This is a genomic window from Providencia sp., assembly GCF_052096715.1.
In the GTDB taxonomy this organism is placed as follows: Bacteria; Pseudomonadota; Gammaproteobacteria; order Enterobacterales; family Enterobacteriaceae; genus Providencia.
The window spans coordinates 1-12,383 of record NZ_JBQDNB010000021.1 but is presented as its reverse complement, the minus strand read 5'-3'; the positions used below and the strand labels follow the sequence as shown (position 1 = coordinate 12,383).

The window sequence follows — 12,383 nt, the reverse complement described above, 5'->3', positions numbered from 1 at the left end:
CTTCTGAGATTACTCGCTGATAGTCACTTTTTCGATCAGAACGTCTTCGCGTGGTACGTCTTGGTGGTGACCACTACGACCCGTTGCTACGCCTTTGATCTTGTCAACAACGTCCATACCTTCAACAACTTCAGCGAATACACAGTAACCCCAACCATCAGGGCGCTCTGAACGGAAGTTCAAGAAGTCATTGTCTGCAACGTTAATAAAAAATTGTGCAGTTGCAGAGTGTGGATCATTAGTACGTGCCATCGCCAATGTACCACGGGTATTTTTTAAACCGTTGTTGGCTTCATTTTTAATCATGGCTTTCGTGTCTTTTTGTTTCATGCCAGGCTCAAAACCACCGCCCTGAACCATGAAACCGTTAATAACACGGTGGAAAATGGTATTATTGTAAAAGCCTTCGCGGCAGTAAGCTAAGAAGTTTTCGACAGTTACTGGTGCTTCGTCGTTAAAAGTTTTAATAACAATGTCACCGTGATTTGTATGAAATGTAACCATAATAGCTATCCTGAATAATTGTTTTTTATGCGCTCTCTGATGAAAGCGTTGAGATCAGAAAGTTTATATCACAGATGAAACCTGACTTGAAGCGACAGCGCATTTTGTAAAAATTTTATTGTGCGCAAAATAAGTCCAGTATCGGGGAATAAACCCTGTTCAATACCTTGCATTCTGGGGGTGATCGGGGTTCAATATCATGGTATTTTTATTCACAGATAGCTAATGTGGATATCGTGGTTATCGTTCAACTTTTCGCCTTGTGGCGATCCGAAGTATTTTAAGTCATGAGATATGATCGCTGCCTTAATCTGTGACATGTTTCAACTAAATGATAAATAACACATATTGTGCTAACAAATGGAAAAATTCAGATGCTACAAATTTACAACACACTAAGTCGTCAAAAAGAAGAATTTAAGCCCATCCACTCAGGGAAAATTGGGATGTACGTGTGTGGCATCACCATTTACGATCTGTGCCATATTGGTCACGGACGTACCTTTGTTGCTTTTGATGCAATTAGCCGTTATTTACGTTATTTAGGTTACGATTTAAATTATGTGCGTAATGTAACGGATATTGACGATAAAATTATTAAGCGTGCAGCAGAAAATAATGAAACTGTTGAAGCGTTAACGACACGTATGTTAGCTGAAATGCATAAAGATTTTGATGCATTAAATATTCTGCGTCCAGATAGTGAGCCTCGAGCGACAAGGCACATTGAAGAAATTATCGAATTAACCCAAAGTTTAATTCAGCGCGGTCACGCTTATGTTGCTGAAAATGGCGATGTGATGTTTGAAGTAAAAACCGACCCAGATTATGGGTTACTATCTCGCCAAGATTTAGACCAATTACAAGCAGGTGCGCGTGTTGAAGTCGCTGATGTAAAACGTAATCCAATGGATTTTGTATTATGGAAAATGTCGAAAGAAGGTGAACCAAGCTGGGAATCACCTTGGGGCTTAGGCCGTCCAGGTTGGCACATTGAATGTTCTGCAATGAATAGCAAATCCCTTGGTCATCATTTTGATATTCATGGTGGAGGTTCTGATTTAATGTTCCCACATCATGAAAATGAAATCGCTCAATCCACCTGTGCCCATGATGGTCCTTATGTTAATTATTGGATGCACTCGGGTATGGTGATGGTCGATAGAGAGAAAATGTCTAAATCTCTCGATAACTTTTTTACGATCCGTGATGTATTAGCGTATTACGATGCTGAAACAGTGCGTTATTTCTTATTATCTGGTCATTATCGCAGCCAGCTTAATTATACAGAAGAAAACTTAAAGCAAGCACGTACTGCGTTAGAGCGTCTGTATACGGCTTTACGCGGAACGGATAAAACAGCGACTCCTAAAGGTGGTGAGGAGTTTAAAGCACGTTTTTGTGCCGCAATGAATGACGATTTTAATACCCCAGAAGCTTATTCCGCACTGTTTGATATGGTACGTGAGATTAACCGCTTAAAAGCTGAAGATATGGCTGCGGCAAACGGTATGGCTGCTCAGTTGCGTGAGCTTTCGGGGGTATTAGGTCTTTTAGAGCAAGATCCGGAAACCTTTTTGAAAGGCGGCGCACAAACGGAAGATGACGCTGAAGTGGCTAAAATCGAAGCGTTAATTAAGCAACGTAATGATGCGCGTAAGAATAAAGAATGGGCATTAGCGGACGTGGCGCGTGATGAGCTAACTGCCATGGGGATTGTACTGGAAGATAGCACTGCTGGCACGATTTGGCGCCGTAAATAAAAATACTCATCATATTTCAATCTGTAGCAGCGTTGGTTTCACTCGGCTACCCGAATCACATACTTGTGTATGCTCATCGGGATAGCCTTGTTTACCGCCTTGCTACAACTCGAACTATTTTGAGTATTTAATGGATATAATTTATTAAAAGTCATTAATAGTTTTGTTAGTTCCATTTGGCTACCTGAATAATATACTTATGTATACCCTGAAATTCCCTTGCTTGCCGCCTACCCACAGTATGAATTATTTAGCGTATTCAATGGTCATAAATGATAAAAAATAGCTAATAGTTTTATAAAACCTTCAAACCTTCAAACCTTCAAACCTTCAAACCTTCAAGAACAAGAAATAATTATTTTCTTTTCAAATATTGTGTGTAAATAACATATCAGTTCTAGTGTCGTTGGTTTCACTCGTCTAACCGAATCATATACTTGTGTATGTTCATTGGGATAGCTTGGTTAGTTTCTAAATCTGCAAGAAATAATTATTTTGTTGTCAAATAATGTGTATGAATTACATACAATCTGCAATTATTTGACATAAGGGAACAAAGTTATGACAACAGCGGCCAGTTTATTAGGTAGATCTCCAGTTAATATGCCCCCACAAAATGAAAATCGACAAAATAGTGATACTCAGCAAAATATGAGTATAACATCGGTGAAAAATACCAATATTAATAGACCTTCTTGTTTTCGTGGATTAAAAAATCAGATGATTAATTTATGGCATCGATTTATTCATTGCATTATTAATAAACATGCTTCATCTATGACAACCTTAAAACCTAGTTTTATTAGCTATATTAAGGATGAAGGTAATGATTTCGCTAAAGATATTAGTGTTGTGAATAAAAAAGAAAATGGCCTATCCATTATAAACAAAGAAAATTTAATAAGAAAATCGAATGAGCTTTTAAGTGCGTCTAAATATACTGAACAATATTTAAAAATATTACTCAATGAGGCACCAAGTGCATTGATAATTTTAGCTACAAATACAGAACTTGAGGAAAAAACGTGTGATGATGCTCATACACCTATCTTTTTTCAAGGTGAAAAATTTAAAAAATATGGCGATATCAATATTCTTTCCGTTAAAACTTCAAATACTCAGAATATAGGCCGATTGGCTATCGATAACTACAATATTACACTTGGTGGTGACAAGGTGGTTACGTCAATACCCGTTATTCATGTTGTTAATTGGTTGGATGTTTCCTATTTAAATGAAGATGATAAACAAAACCTATTAGGCCACATAACGGAAACAATAAATAATCGGAAAAAACTATCTTTACCACAATCTGGTTATGAGAGGAAACTTCCAGAACCAAAAAAAGAGCTATTTGCACTTTCTTTTAAAAGTAATAAAGCTGATACTTTTTTTGAAAGTTTTAGTGTGATTAATAAAGTTATTTAATAATATTATAAGAATTAAAATTTAATGCTAAATTGATTTAGGCACGCTGGTTCGAAGGAGTAGGTGAAAATTTATTGATAATCCATCGTAATTTAAACTGAGATCGATTCTTGTCACTTTTGTATGGTCATAACTAATTTATGGCTAAATTTGAAAGAAACAATTATTCCTATAATGAATAATAAGATTAAGTAATAAACAAGTTAATTATTATTTGAATAACATTTTATTTATATAAGGGGATAGTTGATCGTGAATGTATTTAAAAAACAAGCTGTTATAGCACAAGTTACTTCTTTGCCTCATTCTACTGAATTTACAGATGATATTGCTGGTGTTAAAGAGCAAAAGACTGCACCTCCAACTTTATTGGCGAATATGAAGTCTGTTAAAAATACAACGATAAAAACACCATTTTTATCGAAAATACAAAGTGCCATTAACACATTAAAACAATGGAGCCATTCGATTATTGATAAGGTAATTGGAATCAGAAAACAACATGTACCAACTGATACTCAGAATATTAGGTCAACAGCATCCCAAAATTATGAAGCTATCGCTTTAACTCAAGGACCAAGTAATTCTCTTCTGGCACTAGATGAACAGCTAAGTTTTGAACAATTAAAGGCTATGACAAGCCAAAGGATTACCGATCAAAAAATTGTTTATGTAAATAAAAGTAATGGTGTTCTTGGCGCTCGGTATAGTGATATACCCACAGCTAAAAAAACTCAAGTACATATCATTGATGAACTAGATGAAAAAATAGGCTTACCGGCTAATCATTTGCAAATTAATGGTGAAAATATTGCTATTCGCTCTCAGTATCCTATAGAAGATAGTAAAAAATTAGAAAACCATATTCGAATGATTGTGGATAATAAAGTTCCCGCCATACTGATTTTAGCGTCAAAAAATGATATAACAAAAGGCAAACTCCCAGCCTATTTTATGGAAAATAAAAAAAGTGGAGCTTTTGAGGTAACTGTCACTCGCCCTAATAAACATATCACTATTAAGAAGGGGGAGTTAATCATTGAACGTTATAAAATGAAAATAAGTTATGCCCAAGATGGTATTAAAAAAAATCATTATATACCGGTGAGTCATGTCACTAATTGGGAAGATAAAACAACAGTAAAAGCAATGGATGTAGTCGCTTTAGCAAAAGAAGTTAATTTAATGACTAAAACAAAGTTAAATGGATGGGCCACAAGTAATAGAAACAAAGAGAATAACCCAAGAGAACAACTTCCTTTGATTCACTGTAAAGCTGGTGTTGGTCGTACAGGATTGGTTGTTGGTGCAATGCAATTAATGAAATCAGAAAATACATTATCAGCAACAGAAATTATCTTAGATTTACGTGAAAGTGGTACACCAACTATGGTTCAGACTAGAGAACAGCATCATACATTACAGGAAATTGAAAAAATCATGAAGACGGATAAGCTAGTTTAACAATAAACAGATATACCTATTAAAAATCCCCCAATTAAGGGGGAATCAAATATTTTTATTCACAATATATTAAGCGATACTTGCCATTTCTTGTTCCGCTTCTGGTGAGCTGGCTTTTTTAATCAAAGCATACAAAATACCTGAAACCAACGTACCGGCAATAATCGCGAATAAATACATCAGAACATGGTTAACCGCCTCGGGTATTAGCAGCACGAATAAACCACCATGTGGCGCCATTAATTGAATACCAAAGAACATGGATAACGCACCTGTTATCGCTCCACCGATAATACAAACTGGGAGCACACGGATGGGGTCTTTAGCGGCGAATGGAATTGCCCCCTCAGAAATAAAACATAAGCCTAAAACAAAGGATGCTTTACCCGCTTCTCGCTCAGCTTGCACAAATTTATGGCGAGCAAGTAATGTTGAGAGCCCCATTGCTAGTGGTGGTACCATACCTGCGGCCATAATGGCGGCCATTGGAGCATAGGTTTGCGAACTTAATAAACTCACACCAAAAGCATAAGCGGCTTTATTAATTGGTCCACCCATATCCGTACACATCATGGCACCTAAAATAGCCCCTAAAATAATGGCATTAGTACCTTGGATTGAGATCAACCATGTTGTTAGCTTAAGCATTAAAAATGCAGCGGGTTGACCGATGACATAGATCATCGCCAGTCCGGTAATTAATGTGGATAGTAACGGTATAATTAAAATTGGCTTTAATGCCGCCATTGACTGTGGCAATTTAATTTTTGTGCTAAGAAATAGTGCACAGTAACCAGCTAAAAATCCTGACACTATCCCGCCAAGAAAACCTGCACCTAAGGTGACGGCAAGGGCACCACCGACTAAACCAGGGGTTAAACCGGTTCTATCGGCTATTGAGTAAGCAATATAAGCGGAAAGCACTGGCACCATTAAGCCGAGAGCGGTATCACCACCGATAACTTTAAGCGCCCAAGCCAAAGTACCTTGTACTTGAGCCGAGTCTAAGCCGAAAGCGAATGACAGCGCAGTACAAAGACCCCCAGCGACCACCATCGGTAACATATAGGAAACGCCAGTCAGTAAATGCTTATAGACACCGCGTTTTTCACCTTGTGAATGTGTTTCAGAATTAGCAGTACTTTGAGCGCTAAATACCGTCGCCTCCTTCAGTGCTTTATCCATCTCTTGGGCGGTCTTCTTGAGTGCAGCGCTGGTGGAGGTGCGATACATGCGTTTGCCTGCAAACTTGTCGACATTCACTTCAATATCCGCAGCAACGATCACCAAATCAGCTTGGTCAATATCTTCTGCCGTGATCTCATTACCGACACCGACAGAACCGCGAGTTTCAACTTTGATTTTCCAGCCACGTTTTTTAGCTTCAGCTTCGAGCGCTTCAGCGGACATATAAGTATGAGCAACCCCTGTAGGGCAAGCGGTAACCGCAAGGACAGAAAGCGTTTTTGAATTTGTTTGTGCGGATGTTGTTGATTCTATTATTGTGGCTTCAGCGTTTGCTTTAGCTAAAAATTCGGTAGGCTGTCTGATGGCTTCATCAGGATGGCCAAAATAGATTTTTTTATCCAGAGCTTCAAAATTTTCAGGCAACTCGTCCCCAAAAATAATAACCACATCAGCATCTGCTGCTTTATCGGTAATCGACATATCTTGCGTGGAAAGCGCACTTTTTAGTGCATCAAAGGCAAGCTTTATCGCTGCGGGGCCTTGATGATTATTTGCAGTAATCCATAGTTTCATTATGTTTATCCTCACTACAACGTGAAAGGTTGCAAATCAATACGCGCCATCATGCGAGCTAGCTGCGTTCTATCTGTGATACCGACATTCGGTTGGGAAACGGCAAGAGCGGAAATTGCAGTTGCTAAGCGCAGCGTATGTTCACTGGTTTGTCGCATCATCAGACCATAAATTAGACCGCCAACCATTGAATCTCCGGCACCAACAGTACTGATAACCTCACAATGAGGTGGTTTAGCAAACCATGCGCCAGATGAATTTACCCACATTGCTCCTTCTGCACCTAAAGAGATAACAACATGGGCAATGCCTTGGCTGCGTAATTGATTTGCGGCTTCCACGACATCTTTATGTGTCGGTAGTGGTTTACCGGCCCAGATTTCTAATTCGCGGTGATTTGGTTTGACTAGCCAAGGTGAGGATTTTAAGCCAGCAACAAAAGATTCACGGCTACTATCAAAAATAACGCACATACATTCATTACGTAGGCGTAGCATCCATTTAGTGAAATCTTCGAGATCAACACCTTCAGGAATACTGCCGCTGACGCAAATCATATCGAATTGGCCAGCCCAACTGAGAGAGTCTGCGACAAAACGTTGCCAATCTGCTTTGGTGACTTTGAAGCCTGAAAAATTAAAGTCGGTCACATGACCGCTTTTTTCAGTTAACTTTACATTGATGCGTGTTCGACCTTCTACAATTTGAAAGCGATTGGCAATACCGGTTTCACTAAACACTTTTTGAAAGCCGTCTTGATTTTCTTTACCTAAAAAGCCGCCAACAGTGACATCAATACCAAGGTTTTTTAGAACCTTAGCCACATTAATACCTTTACCTGCCGCATGAAGTCCTGCGGTTTTAACCAGATTCACTTCACCAGTATCAATTTCAGGCAGTAAGCCAACCAAATCATAAGCCGGGTTTAAAGTGATGGTTGCAACTCTCCTGTTCATGCTATTTCCTCTCCAAGACCTGAATTAATGGCATTACCGATCGCGGATATCGCTTCTTGGGCGTCAGCACCTTCAGCATGAATACGCAGGCGGTGACCACATTTAGCGCCTAAACTGACGATTTTCATCAAGCTTCGTCCATTTACAGGGGTGGAGGTGCCATCGAGATTACTTACAGTGATTGCGCTTTTGAACTTTTTAATATTGCTGACTAGCATGGTACTAGGACGTGTGTGAAGTCCATGTGGATTATGAACAATAAACTCTTCTGTCACGGCATTTTGTTCTGATGTGTCGCTTTCTTGGTTATCATTTTTGGCACAAAAGAGTGAGATAAGGTTATCAACGTTATCTATTTTAAATAAATCATTTATTTTTTTATTTTGTAATAATTGATTGATTTTAAATAAAAAATCATCAACCTGACTATTTGCATAGGAAATAGTAATTAAACCTTTAACAGGGTTATTTTGATACGTGAATTCGTTTTTTACCGTTGATAACGCAATGGCACTGTGAATATTACCAGTGACACTATCACTCAACCAAATGCTCTGGCCTAAGTAATAGGGGGTTTCAGTTAATACTCGAGTGATAAAATCAGTGCTAATAGATTCTGAGTTTTGTAAGCTAATAATATTTTGCATTTTTAACGCATTGATATTATTAGTATCAATATTCAGGGTAACCATGGTGTCATCAAATTTAAGAGGCTGAATCTGACTTTCCCCCATAAGTAAGCTTCTTAACGTTTCCACGGAATTTGTTTTTGCCATTTCCTGGGCAATATTTTCATCGCTAATAATGTGTGTTAATTGACGCAATAGTGTTAAGTGCTCGTCAGATTGTGCGGCAATACCGATGACAATATAAGCGATTTGGCCTTCACCCCAGTCGATTCCTTGAGGAAACTGAAATACAGCAAAACCCGTTTTCAATACTTGAGAGCGCGTATCTACTGTGCCATGAGGGATAGCTATCCCATTACCTAAGAAAGTTGGCGCTTGGTTTTCTCTTTCTAACATGCCTTGAACATAACCGCTTTTAACATATCTGGCTTCAGCTAGTGCCGCTGCAATTTGTTCAATTGCATCTTGTTTGCTGTGCGCGGTGGCTGCAAGATGAATATCTTTAATTGACAGGTTAAACATGATTTCTCCTGATTATTCTTTTTAAGAACCAATTCAGACAAAACGTGCCAAATTGATTAGTTGTTATACGTGTTATCGTTAACAATATAGCTGAATCGATAAAGCTTGTCTATGAAGTAGGCGGATGAAAAATGAGATCTTGCTGGCAAAAAGAGATTTTTAGCGCAAATTTATATTTTTAAAAATTGGTTAATTGAAAAAGCTGAAGTCTGGCTGAAGTTTAGCTGAAATACTGATTTTGCTTTTTTAGGCGAGAATGTTGAATAATTAAAAGACTTAAATTGACTTACGCTAGGTGAGAAATAACCGATTTTATACAGGAAATACAGGGGGAGGAGGGAAGGTAAATAGGGGGTTAGTCAAAAGTTGAGTAAGCTGAATGACGCTTCAGCTTACTCTGGGACTAGTTTTTTCGAGTTTATTATTGCCAATGATAGCGTTTAATTAGTCAGTGAAAGATGATTTAAGCAATAACCAACCAAATAGATGCTAATACTAACGTTAAAAAAAGTAGTCCCTAGGTGAATTAGTCTTGGACTTTAATTTTTTCACTACCAAGTGAAACGATTTTGCCCGCTAAAATTTTGCAGCGTTTACGTGTTTCAATTACATCGTCAACTTTTACTTGGCCAGCCGCAATCATTGCTTTAGCCATTGCACCGCTTTCTGCCCATCCTTGAATTTTTAGCAAATCGCATAACTCAACATGCGGATGCCCATCAAGATTGAAAATTTCCATTGTTGCTCCAGATTTCATTAAATATCGTGATACTCTTCGCACGCTTGCAGCGTGTTTTGGATAAGGGTAGCGACGGTCATTGGCCCGACACCGCCTGGTACAGGGGTTATCCAAGAGGCGAATTTCGAGGCTTCATCAAAATCAATATCGCCAGTCACTTTGCCGTTGTCTAAGCGGTTAATGCCCACATCAACTACTATTGCACCCGGTTTTATCCACTCACCCGGTATAAAGTTAGGCTTACCAACAGCAACAACGAGTAAATCTGCGTTGCGAACATGTTGTTCTAAGTTTTGGGTAAACCGGTGAGTTACCGTTGTGGTGCAGCCCGCTAATAATAATTCAAGGCTCATTGGACGACCAACGATATTTGAAGCGCCAACAATTACCGCATTTAACCCATAGGTATTAATGTCATAACGTTCAAGCAGGGTGACGATACCTTTAGGTGTGCACGGGCGCAGGCGAGGGGCTCGTTGGCATAGTCGACCGACATTATAAGGGTGGAAACCATCGACATCTTTGTCAGGATGGATTCTTTCAATAACTTTGACGTTATCAATACCCGCAGGGAGTGGCAACTGAACTAAGATGCCATCAATTTGTGAGTCTTGGTTCAAGTCATCAATCAGTTTCAACAGTTCTGCTTCTGATGTCGTGTTGGGTAAATCATAAGAGCGAGATAAAAAACCGACTTCTTCACATGCACGACGTTTGCTGCCGACATAAATTTGTGAAGCTGGATTTGCGCCAACTAAAATCACAGCAAGTCCGGGCGCACGCTTACCTTTAGATAAACGTAACTGTACTTTTTGGGCAACTTCTTGCCTTATGGTCTGCGCAATCGTTTTCCCATCAATAATTTTTGCTAACATCTGTAACTTAATCCATATATGAGACTCGGGGATGCATCTATTTTGTCAGAACTTAGCATCAATGTCAGGTCAATCTGTAACATAAAATGAGCAGATAGTTATTTTAGTAGCGAAAAGCCATTGACTCGGCGCTCAGCAACCGTATAATCCAACGCCATCAGCTTAATAGGCTGTTCGCATTTACAATGCGCCCTTAGCTCAGTTGGATAGAGCAACGGCCTTCTAAGCCGTAGGCCGCAGGTTCGAATCCTGCAGGGCGCACCATTAGTTTTCAATCACTTACCTTCATTTGAAATTCTCCACTTTTGCTAACTGGGACGTATTTGGGACGCAAGTGCCAAAAATAGTGTCTATTTGCTTCGCATGTTCAGTTAAATGATTAGGTGCTAAGTGCGCATATCTTCTCACCATATCAACTGATTCCCAGCCGCCCATTTCTTGCAAAACTGAAAGTGGTACACCTGACTGAATTAACCAGCTCGCCCATGTATGCCGCAAGTCATGAAAGCGGAAATTTTCTATTCCAGCTCTTTTTAGTGCGGTTCTCCATGCTGTGTTAGAATCGACTCTCATTTTTCTAACGCTTGGCGTTAAAGTTCCATCCGGTCTTTTCTTCGGATCCGTATGAACGAATACCCACTTATGATGGTTCCCTATTTGAGCCTTAAGCACTTGGCAGGACGTATCATTTAAAGCAACCCCAATTGCCTGACCTGATTTACTGTCCTCTGGATTTATCCAAGCGACCTTTCTTTGCATATCAATTTGTCCCCATTCTAAATTGATAATATTGGAACGTCGCAAGCCAGTAGCAATAGCAAATGTAACTACGGATTTCAGTGGTTCAGGGCATTCACGGATCAGCCTTTGTGCTTCGTGATACTCTAACCACCGAACCCGTTTTTCTCTTACTGTTGGAACTTTAATAACGGGTGACTTTTCCAGCCACTTCCATTCTCTCTCTGCAGTGCGTAGCAATGACTTCATTATCGCCAAATGCTTTGCTTTCGTAGCTGTTGTTACTTGAGCTTCTGAGTAAGAAGGGATTTCCTTTCCCTTGCGCTTTGCTGCTTCCGCTTGCTTCTCCCATCGCTCTTTAACTTTTCGATTTCTCATCTTGCTTACAGCTGCATAAATTTTTGCTTCTGTAATATCTTTTAGCTTCACACCTTCAAAGTGATCTAACCAAAAGGAAAGCCGACCTTTATCATCATCCAATGATTTTTTATCAGCTTTCTCCTCAATCCAGCGAACAATAGCCTCTTCAAATGCAACCTCAGGGAAGTCACCAAGTTTTTCTATGCGCCACAGTTCAGACTTTCGTTTGTCGTGTAGCTCCTGTGCTTGCTTCTTGATCGTTGTGCCAAGAGACTCCTTGATACGTTTGCCGCTTGGCGTCGTGTAGTCCCCGTACCATATTTTTCCTCTTTGGAATATTGACATGATTTCCTTTCTCCTGTCTCACCAGTGTTCACTGGCATAGTGTGAATTGATTTGTTGGCCGCTGCAATACATGCAGCTCTGGTGAATAGGTAAGGTGAGTTTCTTTTAAGGGGATTTTTCTTTGTGAATGCAATCATTCCTTGCTTGCACCACTGGGACAAAGTGTTTTCTGATATACCTATAATTTCTGCGGCTTCTTTCCTAGAGATAGTTATTCCTATCATCATTAATCTCCTTATCTATCGTCATAACATAGTGATTGAACCACATGTTAGGTGTGTATTTTCTTTTCTTATCGG

Annotated in this window: 10 protein-coding genes and 1 tRNA gene; 4 read left to right on the top strand and 7 right to left on the bottom strand. The window is 39.3% G+C overall.

Going from position 1 to position 12,383, the window contains the following annotated elements:
• Positions 1–9: 9 nt before the first annotated feature.
• Positions 10–504: a peptidylprolyl isomerase B gene (gene ppiB, locus ACTH6U_RS15110; RefSeq protein ID WP_294104757.1), complete on the bottom strand. Its 495-nt coding sequence runs from the start codon at positions 502–504 to the stop codon at positions 10–12.
• 374 nt (positions 505–878) lie between these two features.
• On the opposite strand from ppiB, the gene cysS reads away from it, so the two are divergent.
• The 3 genes from cysS (at position 879) to ACTH6U_RS15095 (ending at position 5,159) form a co-directional block, all read left to right on the top strand.
• On the top strand, positions 879–2,267 hold the full coding sequence (gene cysS, locus ACTH6U_RS15105) for a cysteine--tRNA ligase (RefSeq protein ID WP_294104756.1): 1,389 nt from the start codon (positions 879–881) through the stop codon (positions 2,265–2,267).
• A gap of 561 nt (positions 2,268–2,828) precedes the next feature.
• Positions 2,829–3,695: a hypothetical protein gene (locus ACTH6U_RS15100; protein ID WP_441832542.1), complete on the top strand. Its 867-nt coding sequence runs from the start codon at positions 2,829–2,831 to the stop codon at positions 3,693–3,695.
• Between the two features lie 252 nt (positions 3,696–3,947).
• A complete protein-coding gene (locus ACTH6U_RS15095; RefSeq protein ID WP_441832541.1) occupies positions 3,948–5,159 on the top strand; it encodes a protein-tyrosine phosphatase family protein in 1,212 nt (403 codons plus the stop codon).
• A 69-nt stretch (positions 5,160–5,228) separates the two neighbouring features.
• Here the strand turns inward: ACTH6U_RS15095 and fruA are convergent, their stop codons facing one another.
• The 5 genes from fruA to folD form a co-directional block, all read right to left on the bottom strand.
• Entirely contained in the window at positions 5,229–6,920 is a 1,692-nt protein-coding gene (gene fruA, locus ACTH6U_RS15090) for a PTS fructose transporter subunit IIBC (RefSeq protein WP_434719522.1), read from the bottom strand.
• A gap of 14 nt (positions 6,921–6,934) precedes the next feature.
• Entirely contained in the window at positions 6,935–7,876 is a 942-nt protein-coding gene (fruK, locus tag ACTH6U_RS15085) for a 1-phosphofructokinase (protein ID WP_294104749.1), read from the bottom strand.
• Entirely contained in the window at positions 7,873–9,027 is a 1,155-nt protein-coding gene (gene fruB, locus ACTH6U_RS15080; protein WP_441832540.1) for a fused PTS fructose transporter subunit IIA/HPr protein, read from the bottom strand. Before fruB ends, fruK begins: the two co-directional genes overlap by 4 nt.
• A 526-nt stretch (positions 9,028–9,553) precedes the next feature.
• Positions 9,554–9,766 carry a ribosome-associated protein YbcJ gene (gene ybcJ, locus ACTH6U_RS15075; protein ID WP_294104745.1) on the bottom strand — a complete coding sequence of 71 codons (213 nt, stop codon included), beginning with the start codon at positions 9,764–9,766 and terminating at the stop codon, positions 9,554–9,556.
• 17 nt (positions 9,767–9,783) lie between these two features.
• Positions 9,784–10,641, bottom strand: a complete 858-nt coding sequence (folD, locus tag ACTH6U_RS15070; RefSeq protein WP_294104743.1) for a bifunctional methylenetetrahydrofolate dehydrogenase/methenyltetrahydrofolate cyclohydrolase FolD — start codon at positions 10,639–10,641, stop codon at positions 9,784–9,786.
• A gap of 187 nt (positions 10,642–10,828) precedes the next feature.
• On the opposite strand from folD, the gene ACTH6U_RS15065 reads away from it, so the two are divergent.
• A tRNA-Arg gene (locus tag ACTH6U_RS15065) sits at positions 10,829–10,905 on the top strand.
• A gap of 21 nt (positions 10,906–10,926) precedes the next feature.
• On the opposite strand, the gene ACTH6U_RS15060 is transcribed toward ACTH6U_RS15065, so the two are convergent.
• The gene (locus tag ACTH6U_RS15060) at positions 10,927–12,084 is read right to left on the bottom strand and encodes a tyrosine-type recombinase/integrase (protein ID WP_441832539.1); all 1,158 of its coding nucleotides are present in this window, start codon (positions 12,082–12,084) and stop codon (positions 10,927–10,929) included.
• Between the last annotated feature and the right edge of the window lie 299 nt (positions 12,085–12,383).

Excerpts from the sequence above, each read along its gene's own strand:
- ACTH6U_RS15060 (WP_441832539.1), bottom strand. The coding sequence starts at position 12,084 with ATGTCAATATTCCAAAGAGGAAAAATATGGTACGGGGACTACACGACG.
- ybcJ (WP_294104745.1), bottom strand. The coding sequence starts at position 9,766 with ATGGAAATTTTCAATCTTGATGGGCATCCGCATGTTGAGTTATGCGAT.
- fruB (WP_441832540.1), bottom strand. The coding sequence starts at position 9,027 with ATGTTTAACCTGTCAATTAAAGATATTCATCTTGCAGCCACCGCGCAC.
- ACTH6U_RS15100 (WP_441832542.1), top strand. The coding sequence starts at position 2,829 with ATGACAACAGCGGCCAGTTTATTAGGTAGATCTCCAGTTAATATGCCC.
- fruK (WP_294104749.1), bottom strand. The coding sequence starts at position 7,876 with ATGAACAGGAGAGTTGCAACCATCACTTTAAACCCGGCTTATGATTTG.
- cysS (WP_294104756.1), top strand. The coding sequence starts at position 879 with ATGCTACAAATTTACAACACACTAAGTCGTCAAAAAGAAGAATTTAAG.
- fruA (WP_434719522.1), bottom strand. The coding sequence starts at position 6,920 with ATGAAACTATGGATTACTGCAAATAATCATCAAGGCCCCGCAGCGATA.
- ppiB (WP_294104757.1), bottom strand. The coding sequence starts at position 504 with ATGGTTACATTTCATACAAATCACGGTGACATTGTTATTAAAACTTTT.
- folD (WP_294104743.1), bottom strand. The coding sequence starts at position 10,641 with ATGTTAGCAAAAATTATTGATGGGAAAACGATTGCGCAGACCATAAGG.